Origin of the sequence: Roseococcus sp., assembly GCF_965227005.1 — a bacterium.
GTDB lineage: Bacteria > Pseudomonadota > Alphaproteobacteria > Acetobacterales > Acetobacteraceae > Roseococcus.
In genome coordinates this window covers 56068-72915 of the sequence record NZ_CBDDFJ010000035.1, presented here as the reverse complement: position 1 = coordinate 72915, position 16848 = coordinate 56068, and the positions used below count along the sequence as shown (strand labels likewise).

At 65.2% G+C, this 16848-nt stretch carries 20 protein-coding genes; 6 read left to right on the top strand and 14 right to left on the bottom strand.

Going from position 1 to position 16848, the window contains the following annotated elements; genetic code table 11:
• Positions 1-89: 89 nt before the first annotated feature.
• Together ACO057_RS17335 and ACO057_RS17330 are read right to left on the bottom strand one after the other, a co-directional pair.
• Positions 90-497 (bottom strand): response regulator, encoded by a 408-nt coding sequence (locus ACO057_RS17335; protein ID WP_421993860.1) that lies wholly within the window; start codon positions 495-497, stop codon positions 90-92.
• Positions 494-883, bottom strand: coding sequence for a response regulator (locus ACO057_RS17330; RefSeq protein ID WP_421993859.1), 390 nt, complete (start codon positions 881-883; stop codon positions 494-496). Before ACO057_RS17330 ends, ACO057_RS17335 begins: the two co-directional genes overlap by 4 nt.
• 280 nt (positions 884-1163) lie before the next feature.
• Here ACO057_RS17330 and ACO057_RS17325 point away from each other — a divergent pair, with 280 nt between their 5' ends.
• Positions 1164-1565 carry a hypothetical protein gene (locus tag ACO057_RS17325; protein WP_421993858.1) on the top strand — a complete coding sequence of 134 codons (402 nt, stop codon included), beginning with the start codon at positions 1164-1166 and terminating at the stop codon, positions 1563-1565.
• Positions 1566-2148: 583 nt separating this feature from the next.
• Complete coding sequence (locus ACO057_RS17320) at positions 2149-2364, top strand: hypothetical protein (RefSeq protein ID WP_421993857.1); 216 nt, start codon at positions 2149-2151, stop codon at positions 2362-2364.
• A 34-nt stretch (positions 2365-2398) separates the two neighbouring features.
• Here ACO057_RS17320 and ACO057_RS17315 read toward each other — a convergent pair whose 3' ends face one another.
• From ACO057_RS17315 to ACO057_RS17305, 3 genes are all read right to left on the bottom strand, one after another.
• The gene (locus ACO057_RS17315; RefSeq protein ID WP_421993856.1) at positions 2399-2836 is read right to left on the bottom strand and encodes a hypothetical protein; all 438 of its coding nucleotides are present in this window, start codon (positions 2834-2836) and stop codon (positions 2399-2401) included.
• 229 nt (positions 2837-3065) lie between these two features.
• On the bottom strand, positions 3066-3452 hold the full coding sequence (locus ACO057_RS17310) for a helix-turn-helix domain-containing protein (RefSeq protein WP_421993855.1): 387 nt from the start codon (positions 3450-3452) through the stop codon (positions 3066-3068).
• A complete protein-coding gene (locus ACO057_RS17305; protein WP_421993854.1) occupies positions 3452-3745 on the bottom strand; it encodes a type II toxin-antitoxin system HigB family toxin in 294 nt (97 codons plus the stop codon). Before ACO057_RS17305 ends, ACO057_RS17310 begins: the two co-directional genes overlap by 1 nt.
• Before the next feature lie 96 nt (positions 3746-3841).
• Between ACO057_RS17305 and ACO057_RS17300 the strand changes: the two genes are divergently transcribed.
• Positions 3842-4216: a hypothetical protein gene (locus ACO057_RS17300; RefSeq protein WP_421993853.1), complete on the top strand. Its 375-nt coding sequence runs from the start codon at positions 3842-3844 to the stop codon at positions 4214-4216.
• A 139-nt stretch (positions 4217-4355) separates the two neighbouring features.
• A complete protein-coding gene (locus ACO057_RS17295) occupies positions 4356-5444 on the top strand; it encodes a histidine kinase dimerization/phosphoacceptor domain -containing protein (protein ID WP_421993852.1) in 1089 nt (362 codons plus the stop codon).
• A 336-nt stretch (positions 5445-5780) separates the two neighbouring features.
• On the opposite strand, the gene ACO057_RS17290 is transcribed toward ACO057_RS17295, so the two are convergent.
• From ACO057_RS17290 to ACO057_RS17260, 7 genes are all read right to left on the bottom strand, one after another.
• Positions 5781-6587 carry an ABC transporter permease gene (locus ACO057_RS17290; RefSeq protein ID WP_421993851.1) on the bottom strand — a complete coding sequence of 269 codons (807 nt, stop codon included), beginning with the start codon at positions 6585-6587 and terminating at the stop codon, positions 5781-5783.
• Positions 6584-7417 carry an ABC transporter permease gene (locus ACO057_RS17285; RefSeq protein WP_421993850.1) on the bottom strand — a complete coding sequence of 278 codons (834 nt, stop codon included), beginning with the start codon at positions 7415-7417 and terminating at the stop codon, positions 6584-6586. The genes ACO057_RS17290 and ACO057_RS17285 overlap by 4 nt, the downstream gene beginning before the upstream one ends.
• A 4-nt stretch (positions 7418-7421) precedes the next feature.
• Entirely contained in the window at positions 7422-8483 is a 1062-nt protein-coding gene (locus ACO057_RS17280; protein WP_421993849.1) for an ABC transporter ATP-binding protein, read from the bottom strand.
• Positions 8480-9541, bottom strand: coding sequence for an ABC transporter substrate-binding protein (locus ACO057_RS17275; protein ID WP_421993848.1), 1062 nt, complete (start codon positions 9539-9541; stop codon positions 8480-8482). Before ACO057_RS17275 ends, ACO057_RS17280 begins: the two co-directional genes overlap by 4 nt.
• Before the next feature lie 47 nt (positions 9542-9588).
• Entirely contained in the window at positions 9589-10830 is a 1242-nt protein-coding gene (locus tag ACO057_RS17270; RefSeq protein WP_421993847.1) for an NAD(P)/FAD-dependent oxidoreductase, read from the bottom strand.
• Positions 10831-10912: 82 nt separating this feature from the next.
• Positions 10913-12250: an NAD(P)/FAD-dependent oxidoreductase gene (locus ACO057_RS17265; protein WP_421993846.1), complete on the bottom strand. Its 1338-nt coding sequence runs from the start codon at positions 12248-12250 to the stop codon at positions 10913-10915.
• A 69-nt stretch (positions 12251-12319) separates the two neighbouring features.
• The gene (locus ACO057_RS17260; RefSeq protein ID WP_421993845.1) at positions 12320-13249 is read right to left on the bottom strand and encodes a LysR substrate-binding domain-containing protein; all 930 of its coding nucleotides are present in this window, start codon (positions 13247-13249) and stop codon (positions 12320-12322) included.
• 382 nt (positions 13250-13631) lie between these two features.
• Here ACO057_RS17260 and ACO057_RS17255 point away from each other — a divergent pair, with 382 nt between their 5' ends.
• Positions 13632-14048 (top strand): MucR family transcriptional regulator, encoded by a 417-nt coding sequence (locus ACO057_RS17255; RefSeq protein WP_421993844.1) that lies wholly within the window; start codon positions 13632-13634, stop codon positions 14046-14048.
• 271 nt (positions 14049-14319) lie between these two features.
• Here the strand turns inward: ACO057_RS17255 and ACO057_RS17250 are convergent, their stop codons facing one another.
• Complete coding sequence (locus ACO057_RS17250; protein WP_421993843.1) at positions 14320-15309, bottom strand: Bug family tripartite tricarboxylate transporter substrate binding protein; 990 nt, start codon at positions 15307-15309, stop codon at positions 14320-14322.
• 126 nt (positions 15310-15435) lie between these two features.
• Entirely contained in the window at positions 15436-15933 is a 498-nt protein-coding gene (locus ACO057_RS17245) for a flavin reductase (RefSeq protein WP_421993842.1), read from the bottom strand.
• Positions 15934-16114: 181 nt separating this feature from the next.
• Here ACO057_RS17245 and ACO057_RS17240 point away from each other — a divergent pair, with 181 nt between their 5' ends.
• Entirely contained in the window at positions 16115-16816 is a 702-nt protein-coding gene (locus tag ACO057_RS17240; protein WP_421993841.1) for a dienelactone hydrolase family protein, read from the top strand.
• The last annotated feature ends 32 nt before the right edge of the window (positions 16817-16848 follow it).

Here is a 16848-nt window from a genome sequence, read left to right as displayed (position 1 = left end):
GTCTGGCCGCGAGGGTGGGCCGTTCGCCTCCGCGCGCTTCGGGATTTAGCCAGCGTCCCGGAACACTCGGGGATGTTGGCTTCAGATGCTCAGCCGTCAGCAGTCCGGCGCGGTATGTTCCTCAGCTTTTGAATCCAATCGAGCACCTGTTGGGGATCGTAGGGACGTTGCAGGTGCGGTCCGTCCTCACAGATCTCGCCGGCCTCTTCGGCTGCCTTCTTGACTGTACCCGCCAACACGACATGAGTTTCAGGGCGGTTTGCGCGCACCCACGACGCCAGTGCAAAGCCGTTCATCTCACCGTCGAGCTCGACTGCGCTTAGAACAACATGGACGATGGCTTCAGCTTGGGACAGGACCACCAAAGCTTCGTCACTGGATGCCGCCTCCAGGACCACATAGCCGCAATGGCGCAAATACTGCGCGAGGACATGGCGTGCGATGACATCGCTCTCAACGACCAGCACGGTCTCGGTCGTCGATGGAATGTCAGTCATTTACGAGCTTCCCTTGCGTTCACGGCGTGGTCGGATGGTGCAACAAGGCGCGTGACGAGCTCGGCAATCCCTGCGAGATCATAGGGCTTCATAAGAAAGGCCGAAGCCGCACTGCCAAGCGGTTTCGAAAGGGGGCTGCCTGAGACTAGGATTATGGGAAGTTCTGGTCGGACCTCCCGAAGCCTCTCGGCGAGCCCGAGGCCGTCGATGTCGCCGGGCATCTGGACGTCCGTGATCACGATGTCGATCTCCAAAATAGACTTCGACAGGGTGAGGGCCTCGTCGCCACAGGAGGCCTCCAGCACCTCGTGCGATTCCGAGCGCAGCCACTCGGACAGGCTCAGGCGGATCAGAACCTCATCCTCCACCACAAGGATACGCGGCATGCCTGAGAACCTCTGTGTAGTCGCCGGGTGGCGATTGTTGCTTTGGTGAGCGGCGTCATGTCTACGCCAGCATCGAGCCGGCCCTCATCGATGGGCGCAACGCGTCGCAGCGCGGGGGGTTTCAGGCGAAGCTTCGCGCGCGTTGCCCAAGTTCGGCCGGCGCGGTGCTCGCCCGTCGGCGGGGATGGAATTCATCCCTCGGCGGCGGGCTATCGCGGCTGGTGGCGGGATCTGCGACCGCCGTGAAATTTGTTGAACCGAGTGATCTGGTTGGCCGAGTATGCTCGCCATGAACGAGCGGAAGTACGAGCTTGATGTGCTTTCGCGCGTCGAAAGCGGGCTGCATGTCCCTTTCCGGGAAGTATCTTTAGGAGGCAGACCTCCGGTTGAGGGGTCCTGTCACGACAATGTCGATGAATGGGTGCGCCTGAATCCTGAGTGCCGGGCAATCAGGGGCTGGGCTGCAAATGATGGCAATTCCCATACCGCCCATTCAGTTGTTAAAGATGAATGCGGGAATTTATTCGATATAACGGTAAAATACGGATCTTCTCTGTTTGTAAGGCATATTGGTTCTGAGGAAGATTTTCGGCGGAAAGTAAAATGCAAGCACACCATCCGCTACCCAGATGATCTGCGAGACCGATTAATAGCAGCCCAACTGCGAATCTTCGAAGATTGACCAAGCCCGGCCGGAGCAATCCGCGCCGGGCTTTTGCGTTTCAGGGCGCGGCGCCCTGGTGCGATGTAAAGCGAAAATGAACACGCTTTCTGTCGATGCAGATTAGTCTTGGAAAAGGTTAACCTTCGGTTATTGTAGCCGTTCCAGTAAAGGGAGGCAAACATGGTTAATCCATTATTTCGTGTCCTCGTATGCAGCATCTTGTTCGTTTTCCCATCTCACGCGCAGACGCCCGCTCCTGCCGCGGCTTCATCAACGATTTCCTCCAGTGCGCCCCTACCGGTCACCATCATAGGAGTCCCGCAGGTCACGATCGGCACGGGATCTGGTGCCCCGCCCGTGCAGCTGCCACCTGCAGCGGGCGTCTCCAACAGCTTTGGGACAACGCAGGAGGCTGCAGTTTGGGCGTCGAATGCCTGTGACTTTAATCGCAGCATAGTGTCGTTCGTCCACCCAGGCCCCGAGAATCGTATCGCGGTCGCCTGTTCGCCTAGATGAGAGACCGCAGACCGGCGCCCGCTGGCCTTAGGCTGGTGGGAGTTTTGCGTTTCTGGGGCAGGTCGCAACGCGCTATGATCGTCCTATGGACAAGGCCACCCCCGAGTACGGCATCTACAGCGGCCTCGGCCTGGGCGGAGTGGTAAACCCCGTCGGCGTTTCCGGCCGGCCGGCTTCAACGGGCATCGGCACGACGGGGGCGCCACCGAGCCCGGGCGTGCTCCGAGAAATCTGGCTCGACAACTGCCCGACGCTGCGTGAGATGGTCAACGGGACTCTGAAGCTCACGCCGCTCGGATAATCGTTGCCGATGCCTTGCCGGCGTGGCGCTTCGGTTAGGGCGCATGCCCCGGCCAGGTGAAACGCCTCGGAGCTCGGTTGTGCTGGCCAAGGCCCCAGAGCGAATCAATGCTCCGCAGATAGATTTCCACCCGATCATCCGTATCAGCGATTATCGAGGCCGAGAGTTCGGAGATCGGCTTTCTAAGGTTCCGATCGAAGCTTCCAACGAATGCCGGCCATGAATCGGGGAGATTTTCTGAGATTTGCAGAATATCAACCTCGTACTGCTCGACTTTCGCACTGGGTAGCTGAAAAAACTTTAGATCCAGGACGAGGGTTAGGTTGCCCTTTTTCTCGCCGATGAAGAGGACAGGCGCCAGGAGGCCAGCGAGATAAATCTGCTCTACAGCCTCCAAAACACGTTCGTCATGATCCTCATCCCAGATTACCGCGAAGTCGTGGATCTGGGGGCGAGACAGTGGCCGGAGCAAAGCGTCTAGCCATTCCACAGAGCGGAAGACGGAGTAATGCGTCCCCCTGCCTAGAGTGCCGAGTGGGCGTGGTTCATCGTGAAGGCAAGATAAGATGGTCGAATACTGTCGGGTGCTGTTCACGTGCGTAATCTCCGATTTCGTCGGGATGCGGGTTCCCCCGCGGGCGCCGCTTTCGACGGCGCACGCATGGTAGCTTCGTCCGAGGAGATCGCGCCAGACTTTCCGTTCAGGCCGCCTGCGCCACTGCATAGGGCTTGATCAGCAGGTCTGGCGCCAAGCCCCATGCCGTGTGGATCGCCCAGATCTGGTCCTTCGACAGCTCGCGCTTGCGGTTCAGTATCTCCGACGCGCGCGGCTTCGAGCCGAGCACCGTCGCGAGGTCACTCTGCGTGTGGCCCTTCGCCTCCATGAAGGCCGCCAGCACGTCGACAGGGTGCGCGGCGTCGATGTGCCAGTGCTCGTCCTCGTAAGCCTTGATCAGGGCCGTCAGCACGTCGAAGCGGGCCGCGTCGGGCGTGCCGGGATCAGGCTCGCTATCGAAGTACCGCTCAACCTCGGCCAGGGCCCAGGTGAGGTCGGCCTCGTTCTGAATGGGTCGGATGTCCATCATCATCACACCGTCTCCGGATCTATGGCGTCGTACTCCTTGTGGGTGCCGACGAACTTGATCATCACGCGCTGGTGCTTGTAGGCGATCCGGGCGACCAGCCGGAACTTGTTGCCGCCGATATCGAAGATCACGCGGCTGTCGCCGACGAAATCCGCCGCCCGGAAAGTTTCGCGCACCTGGGCGGGGTTTTCCCAGGAGGCCTTGGTCACCAGGGCGAACCACGCTTCGAGCGGGGCCTGGGCGGCGGGAACCCGCTCCCAGAAAGCCCTCAGCGTGCGCTTCGCGATGATGTGCATGCAGATTTTATAGCCGGTTCCCGAATTGGGAACAAGAGCCAATTTCCACATTTGGGAACTTTCTAGAGGTGACTTAGGTCGGCGCAAAGCCCTTGATTGACCACCGATGTTCCGAATATGTTCCGCGCGAAGAAAGGATTTAAAATGCCTGCGCAAGCAAAATCTCGCCCTCGGCCCATCGATGACGCGATGCGCCGACTTCTGGATCTTGCCGCCCGCGCCGCTGCACCTGGTCGAATGGCGCGAGAGGTCGGGGTTATCATCACGGAATGGCGCGCGATCGAAGAAGCTGACGTGGTGCGGGAGCGCATCGCGGAGATGCTGGAACAGCTCGACACTGGCGTCATCGACGCCGAGGAGCAGGTGGCGGACGCGGACCGGGACCAGCCGGCCGCGATGACCCAGGCGAACGCGACACTGGCGGCGATCACCGCGTGTCGAAATGCCGCGCGGTATGCTGCCGCAGGCTGACCCCCTCGGTTAGCCACCAGAAGTGAATATAGCCCTCAAAGCCATCCTCGTGAATTTCCAAAAAAGCTCTAGGATTCGCCTTTGGCTTTGAATGTCCTGTCACCACTATCCATCGCTCCTTCAGCATGAAAGCTGCCTTTTGAACGCTGCCAACCCTTGGGACGAGCAAGCCCGCCTTGCCGCCCTCCATCGATACGATGTCCTGGATGCCGAGGTCGATTTTAACGACTTCACAAAAATAGCTGCGCATATTTGCGATGCGCCTATAGCTATCGTCAGTCTTGTTGATGAAAAAAGACAATGGTTTGCAGCAGAAATCGGCCTTGGTGTCCGTGAGACACCCATCGGCATGTCGGTATGCGCCCATGCTATTCTCCAGCCCGGCATTTTTATTGTGCCTGATTTAACCAAGGATAACCGATTCGACTGCAATCCTCTCGTGACTGGGGATCCCAATCTGCGCTTCTACGGTGGCGCGGTTATCAATAATCCCGATGGTCTGCCGCTTGGGTCGATGTGCGTGCTCGACTACAAGCCACGGCCGCAGGGCCTCACACAACACCAGGCCGAGACGCTAACCGCTCTTTCCCGTCAGATCACAACACAGCTTGAGCTCCGCTTGCTCGTCCGAGAAAAGGATCTTCTCGTCAAAGAAGCGCATCATCGCGTCAGCAACAGCCTGCAGATGATTCAAAGCCTGCTCTCACTGAAAGCGAGCATGACCAATCACCCTGAAGCGGCCGAGGAGTTGCAAAACAGTGCCGCGCGGATCCGGTCTTTCGGCGCCATGCACGAGCATCTGTATCGCGCCGGCGCCGGCGTCGATGTCGATCTGTCGGCCTACCTGCAGAGGATCATCGATGATCAGAACGCCAGTTCGGCTTCGACATTAGAGAAGCGGAGGATCCAGCTCCAAGCGGATCGGATCGTCTGGCCTAGCGCCGATGTCTCAGCCGTAGGCCTCGTCATGGTCGAGCTCACGACCAATGCCCTCAAATACGGCGCCGGCGTTATCACGGTGAGGGTCATCCGGCGGGATGGCTTCATAGACCTGGCGGTCGAGGATGAAGGTGTCAGCCTTCCGCCGGACTATGACCCTGCGCAAAGCACGGGGCTCGGGATGAGCCTGATCCTTGGGCTTCTGCAGGCCCGTAACGGTGGTCTGAAGCTCGATCGCTCCAAAGGTCACACAGCTTTCGTCGCGACTATCGCCCTAAGGGCCGCATAGCTAGGCCCGTTCCATAATGCCGAAGCTTGTTCCGGGACCCCGGAATTATGGGGACGCATTTAGGAACATGAGGCCTGAAATACCTCGAAATTCCAGAAACTCTTAATCAGCGGGTCGTAGGTTCGAGCCCTACAACGCCCACCATTCCCACCGCCTCTCATTTCTTCAAGGTGTCACCGCTTCGGGTGACGCATCGCGCTCCGCACCACCCCGTGCCCTGGAGCCGCTTTCGCACGTCCGGCGGACGCCGCCATTTCCCCCAGAATCGAAAACGGCCCCCTCCCCTCGGCGCGAGGGAAGGAGGCCGCTTTGCGACCGCGCGAAATGTCCCGAGGGCTATTTCAGTGCGGCCATGGGCCCGCCGCGAATCTTGCGGATCACGGCATCGATCGCCAGCGCCGTCGCCGTCACCGCGATCAGCAGCGAGCTGACGGCGGCGATGGTCGGCTCCACCTCGAGGATGAGGCTGTTCCAGATCCGCACCGGCAGCGTCTCCGACCGGATCCCCGCCAGGAAGAGCGAGATCACCAGCTCGTCGAAGGACGTAAGGAAGGAGAAGAGCGCGGCCGAGACCATCCCCGGAAGCGCCAGCGGCAGCACCACGCGACGGAAGACACCGAAGCGCGTGCAGCCGCAGACCATGGCCGCCCGCTCCAGCACCGGATCCACCGTCCGCAGCGCCGATTGCAGGATCACCAGCACCACCGGCAGCGCGACGACGCTGTGCGCCACCGAGATCCAGGGCCGCACGCCCACCAGCCCCATCCGAGCCGAGAGGAAGTAGACCGCGACCGCCGTGATGATGTGCGGCACGATCACCGGCATCAGCAGCAGCGAGGCGATCACCGTCTTGAAGCGGAACTCGCCGCGCATCAGCGCATAGGCGGCCAGGAAGCCGATCACCGTCGAGAAGACCGAGGTCAGCAGCCCGATGAAGACGGAGTTCATGATCGCCGAGCGCCAGCGGTAGTCGCCCAGGAACCGCTCGTACCAGCGGGTCGAGAAGGTCTCCGGCGGGAACTTCAGATAGCCGTCGCCGCTGAAGGAGGCGATGGCCACGACCAGGATCGGCGCCACCAGCCCGAAGCAGAGCAGCACCACGAGCGCCTTGAGCAGCGTCGCGCGCAGGACGGGCCCCATCATCGCGGCGCCTCCCGGTCGGCGAAGCGGCTGTAGAAGCCATAGAGGACCATCGTCACCGCCAGCAGCACGAGGGTCATCATCGCGGCCGCCGGCCAGTTCTGCGTCAGCTCCACCTCACGCTCGATCAGCATGGCGATCATGATGTCGCCAGGCCCGCCCATCAGCGCCGGCGTCACGAAGAAGCCGATGGCGAGGATGAAGGTGATCAGCACGCCGGCGATCACGCCGTGCAGGGTCAGGGGCATGAAGACCTTAAGGAAGACGGTGGCCGGCGAGGCGCCCATGCCCTCGGCCGCCTGAAGCAGCCGGTGGTCGACGGCCTTCATCGCGGCGAAGAGCGTCAGCACCATGTAGGGCAGCAGCACATAGGTCATGCCGATGATCACGCCGGTGCGGTTGTACATGAGCTCCAGCGGGGCATCGACGAAGCCGAGGCCGAGCAGGATCTGGTTGATCAGCCCGTTGCGCCCCAGCAGCACCATCCAGGCATAGGTGCGCACGATGGTGCTGGTGAAGTAGGGCAGCACGATGCAGAGCAGGATGGCCGTGAAGGCCAGCCCCTTCGCGCGCGACAGCGCGTAGGAGACCGGATAGCCGATCACCAGCACCAGCAGCGTCACGATGGCGCCGATGCCGTTGGTGTTCAGCATCACGCGCATCACAGTGCCCGAGAAGAGCACGTCCTGCGCCTCCTCCCAGAGTTCCGCGAGCGAGCCGAGCTCCTGCAGCGAGCCCACGAGGAACCAGCCGATCGGCAGCAGGAAGACGCCGAAGAGCAGGATCAGCGCAGGGGCGAGCATCAGCCAGGCGGTGAGACGTCCGAGTGGCATGTCCTCAGCCCGCCAGAAGCCGGCTGTCCTCGGCGCGCCAGCTCAGCGTCACCTGGTCGCCGGGCCGGTGGATCTGCGTGCCGGGGCCATTGGCCTGGTCGCAGATCAGCGTCGCCCCCTCGGCGGCCGTGACCGCATAGCGCACGATATTGCCGAGGAAGGAGGCGTGCTGGATCTGTCCGGGGAGATGATTGGGCGCGACCACGGCGTCGCCGGCGGTGACGCTGACCTTCTCGGGCCGCATGAAGACCAGGCCGTCCCCCGCCGCCAGCGCGCCACGGGCGGCGACGATCGTCGTCCCGCCGGGACCGCGCACGGCCTCGCCGTCGCGGCGCACCTTCAGCAGGTTCGCCTCGCCCAGGAAGCTCGCCACGAAGCTGCTCTCGGGGTTCTCATAGACCTCGCGCGGCGGGCCCATCTGGGCGATCCGGCCATGGTTCATGATCGCGATGCGGTCCGACATGGTCAGCGCCTCTTCCTGGTCATGGGTGACGTAGATCACCGTCATGCCCAGGCGCTGCTGGATCTCCTTGATCTCGACCTGCATGTGGTAGCGCAGGTTCTTGTCGAGCGCGCCGAGCGGCTCGTCCATCAGCACCACCTTGGGGTGGCCCACGATGGCGCGGGCCAGCGCCACGCGCTGCTGCTGCCCGCCCGAGAGCTGGCGCGCATAGCGCTCCCCGAAGCCGTCGAGCTTCACCATGGCCAGGGCGTCGGCCACGCGCGCCTTGATCTCGGCCTTGGGCGCGCCCTTCACCGTCAGCGGGAAGGCCACGTTCTCGGCCACGTTCAGATGCGGAAAGATGGCATAGTTCTGGAAGACCATGCCCAGGCCGCGCCCGCGCGGCGGTACCCGCGTGAGGTCGGCGCCGCCGATCAGCACGCGCCCCTCATCGGGCACCACGAAGCCCGCCAGCATGGAGAGCGTCGTCGTCTTGCCGCTCCCCGAGGGGCCGAGGAGGGTGAAGAACTCGCCCTGCGGGATGTCGATCGACACCCCGTTGACGACCGTCTCCGCTCCGTACCGCTTGGTGACGGTATCGAAGCTGACCGAGCCCGCGCTCAACGCAGCAGCCAGCGCGACCAGGCGCGGCTCACGCGGTCGCGGTTCTCATGCCACCAGGCGATGTCCTGGTAGAAGCCGAGGCGACGCGAATTCTCGCCGCCCGGCATGCGGGCGACCTCGGCGGGGGTGAGCAGGTCGAAGGCGCGCTCATTGGTCGCGCCGTAGATGAGGGCCTTGGCGTATTGCGCCTGCATCCGCGGCTGCAGCATGAAGTCGGCGAGCTTCTGCGCACCTTCCACGTTGCGCGCATCCTTGAAGACGCCCAGCGCCTGGACCTGGATCATGTGCTGGTTCCAGGTGTAGCCGAGCGGCGCGTTGCGATCGATCAGCGTCTGCAGGCGGCCGTTCCAGATGGAGCCGGCCACGACCTCCTTGTCCGACAGCATCTGCGCCGCGAGCGCGCCCGTGTCCCAGAAGCGGCGGATGGAGGGGCGGATGCGCGCCATGACGCGCAGCGCACGGTCCACGTCGATCGGGTAGAGCTGGTCCTTCGGCACGCCGTCCGCGAGCAGGGCGAATTCGAAGTTGACCGAGGCGCTGGCGATGTCGGCCAGCATGCGCGGGCCGGGGAACTTGCCGGCGTCCCAGAAGTCCGCCCAGCTGTTGGGGTGGGCATCGCCGGGGAAGGTCTCGGTGTTGTAGGCGAGCACGGAGGCGTAGGTGAAATTACCCACGCGGTGGGTCAGCCGGACCTCGCGCGTGATGTCCTCGGGCTTGGTCCAGCGCCAGCGGTCATAGGCGATGGGCGCCAGCGCGCCGAGGCGCTCCAGGGTCAGCAGCTGCGCGTCGCCGGTGTCGATCAGGTCGAGCTCGACATTGTTCGCGCGCACCATGGCGATGAGCTTGGCGCCCGTGGCCGCGACCGGCGTGACACGGATGCCCGTCTCGGCCGTGAAGGGGTCGTAGACGACGCGGCGCATGACGTCGTCATAGGCGCCGCCGGGCGTGCGGACGATCACCTCGCCATTGGCTTGGGCGCGGCCGGTGCGCAGCGCGGGGGCCGCGAGCGCGGCGCCCAGTAACAGGCGGCGGCGGATGGAATCAGGCGTCATGGTCATGTCGGGCCTCTTCGTCTGTTCGGTGGTCGTGGCCGGCGGAAAACGCTTCAGAGGAAGCGTCTGGCCGAATAGGGCGCCGCGTCGATACGCGGCGTGGCGCCCAGGATGAGGTCGGCGACGAGGCGCCCGCTCGGCGGGCCTCCCGTCATGCCGAAATGTCCGTGTCCGAGGCACAGATGCAGCCCCGGATGGCCCGGCGCGGGGCCGAGCACGGGCAGGCTGTCGGGCGTCGAGGGGCGATGGCCCATCCACAGCCGCGGCGTGCCGCCCTCGATCGCGGGGAAGAGCGTGCGGACATGGGCCAGCAGCCGCTCCGCCCGGCGCTCGTCCGGCACGGCGTCCAGCCCCGCGATCTCGACGGTGCCGGCGGCGCGCAACCCGCCCTCCATCGGCGTCAGGGAGAAACTGCGCGACTTGTAGAGCAGCGGCGCGTCAGGCGTGATGTTCGCGTCGGGCAGGAAGAGGTGGTAGCCGCGCTCGGTCTCGAGCGGCAGGCGCAGGCCGAGCGGCGCGATCAGGCTGCCCGACCACGCGCCGCCGGCCACGACCAGCGTGCCGGTCTCGTGATTGGCGATATTGGTCATCACCATCCAGCGCGCGCCCTCGCGCGGGATGAGCTTGAGCGCGCGCTCGGCGCGGATCTCGCCGCCCGCGGCGAGGAAGAGCTCGGCCAGGCGCCGCACCATGCGGCCGGGATTCACCGTATGGCCGTTGCCCGGGATCAGCACGCCGCGCGAGATCCGCGCCGCGATGCCGGGAAACATCTCCCGCAGCTCGGGGGCGCCGAGCACCTCGGTGGGAATGCCCTGGCGGGCGCGGAAGCTGCGCTCCAGCGCGGCGGCGGGCGTCTCCTCGGCCTGATCCCAGACCTGCACCTGGCCGTTGCGGCGGATGAATTCGGCGAAGCCGTCGGGGCCCAGCAGGTCGCGCCAATGGGCGAAGCTCGCGCCGTGCAGCGCCCGCATGGATTGGGAGAGGACAAGCGCGCGGTCCATGCGCCCGGCACGGATCCAGCGTAGGAGCCAGGGCAGCGCGCGCGGGAAATAGCCGGGGCGCACGACCAGCGGCCCCATCGGATCGCTCAGCCAGCCCGGCACCTTGCGCAGCATGCCCGGCAGCGCGACGGGCACCGAGGTGTCCGGGCTCAGCAGGCCTGCATTGCCGAAGGAGCTGCCGCCGGCCGGGGGCAGCGGATCGATCACCGTCACGGTACGGCCCGCGCGGGCGAGCGGCAGCGCCGCCGCCAGACCCGCGACGCCCGCGCCGAGGACGATGATGCGATCTTCCATCAGCTGGCCAGCACCAAGCTGGCACAGCCCCTCGCGAGGCGCAGCCCATGTTCCGCAGGCGTGAGAACGAGGGTTCGACCCATCAGGGCGCCCGCTTGCGCAGATGCCAGCCGTCCATGCGGTCGCGCAGCTGATAGGCCACGCCGATGAAGGGCATGAACCAGGGAACGCCGTTGTAGAGGGGCATCGTCTGGAAGGGGATGCGCGAATAGGCGGAGACGGCGTTCGAGCCGCCGAGCATCATCTTCGCGGCCACGGTGCCGAAATGCGTCATCGTCGTCACCCCGCTGCCGTTGCAGGCCATGGCGTAATGCACCCCGTTCTCGACGCCGACATGGGGCATCATGTCGAAGGCGAAGGCGACATTGCCCTTCCAGCTATGCGTGATCTTCGTCCCCTGGAGGTCGGGGATGAGGTCCGTCATGAAATGGTGCAGCCGCGCGCCGGAGCGGCGGGTATCGGCATCCACGAAGCTCGCGCGGCCGCCGAAGAGGATGCGGCGGTGATCCGGCGAGGGGCGGAAGTAATAGAGCACCTTCTTGGTGTCGCCATAGACGCGCAGCTTGGGCAGCGCCCTGCGCACGCGCTCCTCGCCGAGATCCTCGGTGGCGATCATATAGCTCGCGACGGGCACCAGGCGGCGGCGATGCCAGGGCGTCGCCTTCCCCGTATAGCCGTTGGTCGCGATCATCAGCTGCTTCGCCTTGACCACGCCGCGGCTGGTGTCGAGCACGAAGCTGCCATCGGCCTCGCGCCGGTAGCCGAGCATCTCGGTGCCGCCGGCGAGGACGGCGCCGTTGCGCTCCGCGGCCTGGCCCAGCGAGCGCACATACTTCCCCGGATGCAGCGAGCCGGCGCGGTTCAGCACCATGCCGCCATAGAAGCGGTCGGTGGCGATCTCTTCGCCCACGCCGTCCCTGGGAATCAGGAAGGCCTGCTCGCCGGCGGCGGCGTTGATCATGTCGGCCCGGCGCTTCAGCGCGTCCATCGCCTTGGGCGCATGGGCGCCGGTGAAGCGGCCGCAGCGCACGAAGTCGCAGTCCAGCCCTTCGCGGGCGACCAGCGCCTCGAAGCTCTCGAAGGCGCCCTCGCTCTCCTCGGCGAGCTCGTTCAGGAACTTCTGGCCGAGGATCTCGGCGAGGTCGGAGCGGGACTTGCCCAGGCTGCCGGCGCCGGCCAGCGCGCCGCCGTTGCGCGAGGAGGCGCCCCAGCCGATCATCTCGCGATCCAGCACGAGGCTCTTCACGCCATTGCGGCCGAGCTCCAGCGCGGTGGAGAGGCCGGCGATGCCGCCGCCCACGATCGCGACCTCGATTGTCTCCGGCAGCGGCGGTGCCGTGTCGATGGCGGGCGGGGCGGCGTCCCACCAATAGGGGCGCTCCACGAAACCGGGGGCGAAGGGGTCTGAGGCTTGTGTCATGCGGGTGTCACGCTCGCACATCGTTCGCACGGCGCATCATACCAAAGCGTTATAGGGTCGCTCGCGGTGTTATGGCCCGGCGAGCTCGGCCACCAGTTGCACGACCCGCCGCGCCTCGTTGCGGATCGCATGGGCCAGGGCCGCGCGGCCGAAGGTGTCGCGCACCTCCTCGGGCCAGATCAGCCGGTATTCGAAGACCACCGCCGGCTCGAAGGGCCGGATCACCAGGCCGCGATCGAGGTAGAGCGAGATGGAGAAGGCATCGGCGATGGTGACGCCCACGCCCGCCGCCACCATCCCCACCGCGGCGGCCGTCATGCGGCATTCCACGTTCTCGACGAATTGCGCGCCCGAGCCGCGCATGGCCTCGTCGATCAGCTCCTGGCGTCCCTCCTCGCGCGAGAGGGCGACGAAGGATTGCCCGTCCAGATCCGCCGCGCGCACGACCGATCGGGTCGCCAGGGCATGGCCGGGCGCCATCACGCACCAGGCGCGGGTGCGGGCGAGCGGGGTGGAACGAACGCCGGGAATGGCCGGCGAGCCGACCGCGAATCCAAGATCGGCCTGGCGCGAGGCCACCAGCCCGAGCACGCCGCCCGCGGTGCGGGAATGGATGGAGAGCGTCTCGCGCCGCCCCGCCTCGCGCCAGGCCATGACGGCGCCGGGCAGGATGGAGAGCGTCAGGGTCGGCAGCGAGGCGATGACCACGCGCCGCGGCGACTGCACGCGCAGGCGCTGGGTGAGGGCCGCGATCTCCTCGATGCCGGTGAAGATGCGCTCCGTCTCTTCATAGAGGGTCTGCGCCGTGGCGGTCGGGACAAGCCTGCCGCGAAGGCGCTCGAAGAGAGGGAAGCCGACCAGGTCCTCGGTCTGGGACAGCAGGCGACTGACGGCTGGCTGCGAGACTCCCAGCATCGCACCCGCGCCAGTGGCCGTTCCGCTGCGCATGATCGCGCGGAAGGCCTCGAGGTGGCGGAATTCCAGGGATTTTCGAGCCATTGGGGACAAAATCCTCGCTGGCGAAGGGCAGGTCAACTCGCAATGCCTTGCCAAAGGAGGCGAAGAATCGCGAGTTTCTGCTACAAATTCGTTCCTTGGCATGCAATAAGACTTCGAACGATCCAGCCACGCCAGCCTTGCTTCAAGTCGGGAGCCTTAATCAAGACGGGACGGCGAACGAACGAACGGGATGCTGTCCCGGTGACGAATAATTTCGACCGCCAGGCCGCCTTATTTTTCAAGGCCGACCGACCGCCCTATTCCGACAATCCCTTAATAATTATGACAGTTTTACCTGTAAACAACAGCGATCAATTTCGTTATTTTTATTTGAAGAAACAAAATCACCGCTATATTATCCAGAAGTACAAAGGATTTTTCGATGTCCGAACACACTCCCGCCAGTGATCTTCTTGGCCTTACCGCCGAGATCGTATCGGCCCACGTTTCAAACAATCCCGTCTCCACAGGAGATCTGGCAAGTCTGATCACCGAAGTTCATCGTACCTTGTCTTCGCTCAGCACCGGTCAGACGCCAGTACCCGTTCCTGAAGTGAAGCCGCCGGCGGTACCGGTGAAGAAGTCGGTCACTCCCGACTATCTGATCTGCCTCGAGGACGGCAAGAAACTGAAGATGCTCAAGCGCCATCTGCAGACGTCCTACGGGCTGACGCCGGCTCAATATCGCGAGAAGTGGGGCCTTGCCTCCGATTATCCGATGGTCGCGCCGAAGTATGCGGCACGTCGTTCGGCTCTCGCCAAGGAGATCGGTCTAGGCCGAGGCGGCAAGACGAACTGAGCCCCCGCCAACACGCAGTCCGTAGATCCGGCTGACGTGTTTTTCCACGAACTGGCGACCGGAGGTACTGCCAGACCTTCGGGCCAGCGCGCGGGAAGGATCGCCCGGAATTCCCGGCAAGAGGCTCATCACCTCTGTCGCGGCGCGGAACCGGGCTTTGTGATAGCGATGGCATTTGCCGTTGACGCCCGCCGGATGTGCCGCTGCCGCGGACCTTACCGCGGACAGCACGCACGAAAATTGGCGCCCGGATCGCGAAAAGCCAGGCCGCCTAATCCAGCGTGATATTCGCACTGCGGATGACGCTGCCGAGCTGCTCGATCTCCCGCTTCGCCAGGGCGTCCATCTCGGCGATGGTCATCGGCACCACTTGCGCCCCGCCCTCCTCCGCGCGGCGCCGCACGGTCGGATCCTGCGCCAGCCGGCGCAGCTCCCCGTTCAGCCGCTCCAGGATGGGTTGCGGCACGCCCATCGGCGCGAAGAACGCGAACCAGGCATCCATGACGAAGCTCGGCAGTCCGGCCTCGGCCGTGGTCGGGACATTGGGCAGGCCCGGGCTGCGCTGCGCGCTCGCCATGGCCAGCGCCTTCACCTGGCCGCCCTGGATCAGGCCGATGGCCGAGGAAGGGGTGGTGATGAAGATCTCCACGCGTCCCCCCGCCACGTCCTGCAGGGCCGGCGCCGCGCCGCGATAGGGGACGTGCACCATGGGCGCGCCGATCTGCCGCGACAGGACCTCGCCCGCGATGTGCTGGATCGAGCCATTGCCCGAGGAGGCGAAGTTCACCTTGCCCGGATTGGCGCGGGCATAGGCGATGAACTCCTGCAGGGTGTTCGCCGGCAGGTTGGGCGCCCCCACGATCACATGCGGCGCCATCGTGCCCATGCCGACCGGCTGCAGGTCGCGCACCGGGTCCCAGGTGAGGTTGCGCATCATCGCCGGATTGCCGGCGTGGTAGCCCGAATACTGCATCAGCAGCGTGTAGCCGTCGGGCGCCGCGCGCACGGCGGCCTGGATCGCGATATTGCCGTTGGCGCCGGGGCGGTTGTCGATGACCACGGGCTGGCCGAGGGACTGGGTCAGCCCCTCCACGAACAGCCGCGCGGCGAAGTCGCTGCCGCCGCCCGGCGGGTTGGGGACGAGGATGGTGATGGGGCGCGTCGGCCAGGCCTGGGCGCGGGCCAGGCCCGGCAGGGCCAGGGCTGGCAGGGCCAAGGCCGGCGCGGCGAGCAACAGGCGGCGGGTGGGGCGGAATGTCATGGCGTGTCCTCGCGGTTTCGTTGCCGCGCAGTGTGGCCATCCCTTGCCCGAGGGCAAGGTCAGTCCGGCCTGCTCGCCGGATTCATCATAAGGACGCCGATCCGCGGCCGTCCCTCCGGCGAGGCCTCAGGCGGCCACGCCCACGCGGCGGTAGTCGCGCGCGAAGTAGAGAAGTGCCGCATCCACGCCCTCGCCGAGCCGGATGGCCTCGATCTCGGCGAAGACGACGAGATGCGTTCCCTTCTCCACCATGTCGGTGATGCGCCCGTCGAAGGCGACCATGGCGCCGTCCAGCGCGGGGGCGCCGGTGGCGAGCCGGCTCCAGCTGCCGCTCTCGAAGCGCGCCTCGCCCTCCACGCCGGTGAAGCCGGCGAAGATGCCCGAGAGCTCCTGCTGCTCGGCCGCCAGGGTGTTCACGCAGAGCACGCCGTTCTTGCGGAAGACCTCGGCGGAGGAGACGCCCTTGTTCATACAGACCAAAATCGTCGGCGGGGTGTCGGTCACGCTGCACATGGCGCTTGCCGTGAAGCCGGCGCGACCGGCGGGGCCGTCGGTGGTGATGATGTTCACGGCCGCGCAGAGCCGCGCCATCGCATCCCGGAATTCCTTACGCTCGACGGGCATCACCGCTCCTCACCGCAATCGCTGAATCTGATCCGCCCCACCATGGCGGATATTCGCGCTCATGTATCCTGGCTGTCGGGCCAGGCGGCAATTTCCCGGGGCGGCGCACGGTCGGCATGGTCGCGCGGGGGTTCCTCCGTTAAATGTTAAGCTCAGAACAATGCCAAGGGAGTTCAGCATCATGGCCGTGATTCAGATCGCCGCGACGGATGGCGCGGGCAGCTTCGACACCCTCGTCGTGATGCCGAAGGCCCAGCCGGCAGGCGTAGTCGTCCTTGTCCAGGAGATCTTCGGGGTGAACAGCGCCATGCACGCGCTCTCCGAATGGGTCGCCGATATGGGCTTCATCGCCCTCACCCCCGACCTCTTCTGGCGCCAGCAGAAGAACGTCGTGCTCGAGCCGGACCAGGGCCAGGCGCAATGGGAGCAGGCCTTCAAGTTCATGAACGGCTTCGACCAGGAGAAGGGCCTCGCCGACATCGCCGCCACCATCGCCCATGGCCGCAAGATGCAGGGCGCGAGCGGCAAGGTCGGCACCATGGGCTTCTGCCTCGGCGGGCGCATGGCCTTCAAGGCGGCCACCGGCACGGATGCCGATTGCAACGTCTCCTACTACGGCGTGATGCTGGACGCGCTGGTGGCCGAGAAGCCCGCCTTCCGCGGCCCGCTGCTGATCCACATCGCCGAGAACGACAAGTTCGTCCCGCCCGAGGCACAGCAGAAGATCCTGGCCGGGGTGAAGGGCGAGCCCAAGGTCGCGGCCCATGTCTATCCGGGCGTGGACCACGCCTTCGCCCGCATGGGCGGCCATGCCTGGGACGGGCGCGCGGCGACCATCGCCAATGGCCGCACCGCGGAATTCCTGGTGAAGCACCTGGGCTAGCCGGCCCGCCCCCGCGCGACAAACGGGACATA

What these genes read in the sequence shown, in the direction of transcription:
- ACO057_RS17335 (WP_421993860.1), bottom strand. Translation starts at nt 497, where the DNA reads ATGACTGACATTCCATCGACGACCGAGACCGTGCTGGTCGTTGAGAGC.
- ACO057_RS17330 (WP_421993859.1), bottom strand. Translation starts at nt 883, where the DNA reads ATGCCGCGTATCCTTGTGGTGGAGGATGAGGTTCTGATCCGCCTGAGC.
- ACO057_RS17325 (WP_421993858.1), top strand. Translation starts at nt 1,164, where the DNA reads ATGCTCGCCATGAACGAGCGGAAGTACGAGCTTGATGTGCTTTCGCGC.
- ACO057_RS17320 (WP_421993857.1), top strand. Translation starts at nt 2,149, where the DNA reads ATGGACAAGGCCACCCCCGAGTACGGCATCTACAGCGGCCTCGGCCTG.
- ACO057_RS17310 (WP_421993855.1), bottom strand. Translation starts at nt 3,452, where the DNA reads ATGATGATGGACATCCGACCCATTCAGAACGAGGCCGACCTCACCTGG.
- ACO057_RS17305 (WP_421993854.1), bottom strand. Translation starts at nt 3,745, where the DNA reads ATGCACATCATCGCGAAGCGCACGCTGAGGGCTTTCTGGGAGCGGGTT.
- ACO057_RS17290 (WP_421993851.1), bottom strand. Translation starts at nt 6,587, where the DNA reads ATGATGGGGCCCGTCCTGCGCGCGACGCTGCTCAAGGCGCTCGTGGTG.
- ACO057_RS17285 (WP_421993850.1), bottom strand. Translation starts at nt 7,417, where the DNA reads ATGCCACTCGGACGTCTCACCGCCTGGCTGATGCTCGCCCCTGCGCTG.
- ACO057_RS17275 (WP_421993848.1), bottom strand. Translation starts at nt 9,541, where the DNA reads ATGACCATGACGCCTGATTCCATCCGCCGCCGCCTGTTACTGGGCGCC.
- ACO057_RS17270 (WP_421993847.1), bottom strand. Translation starts at nt 10,830, where the DNA reads ATGGAAGATCGCATCATCGTCCTCGGCGCGGGCGTCGCGGGTCTGGCG.
- ACO057_RS17265 (WP_421993846.1), bottom strand. Translation starts at nt 12,250, where the DNA reads ATGACACAAGCCTCAGACCCCTTCGCCCCCGGTTTCGTGGAGCGCCCC.
- ACO057_RS17260 (WP_421993845.1), bottom strand. Translation starts at nt 13,249, where the DNA reads ATGGCTCGAAAATCCCTGGAATTCCGCCACCTCGAGGCCTTCCGCGCG.
- ACO057_RS17255 (WP_421993844.1), top strand. Translation starts at nt 13,632, where the DNA reads ATGTCCGAACACACTCCCGCCAGTGATCTTCTTGGCCTTACCGCCGAG.
- ACO057_RS17250 (WP_421993843.1), bottom strand. Translation starts at nt 15,309, where the DNA reads ATGACATTCCGCCCCACCCGCCGCCTGTTGCTCGCCGCGCCGGCCTTG.
- ACO057_RS17245 (WP_421993842.1), bottom strand. Translation starts at nt 15,933, where the DNA reads ATGCCCGTCGAGCGTAAGGAATTCCGGGATGCGATGGCGCGGCTCTGC.
- ACO057_RS17240 (WP_421993841.1), top strand. Translation starts at nt 16,115, where the DNA reads ATGGCCGTGATTCAGATCGCCGCGACGGATGGCGCGGGCAGCTTCGAC.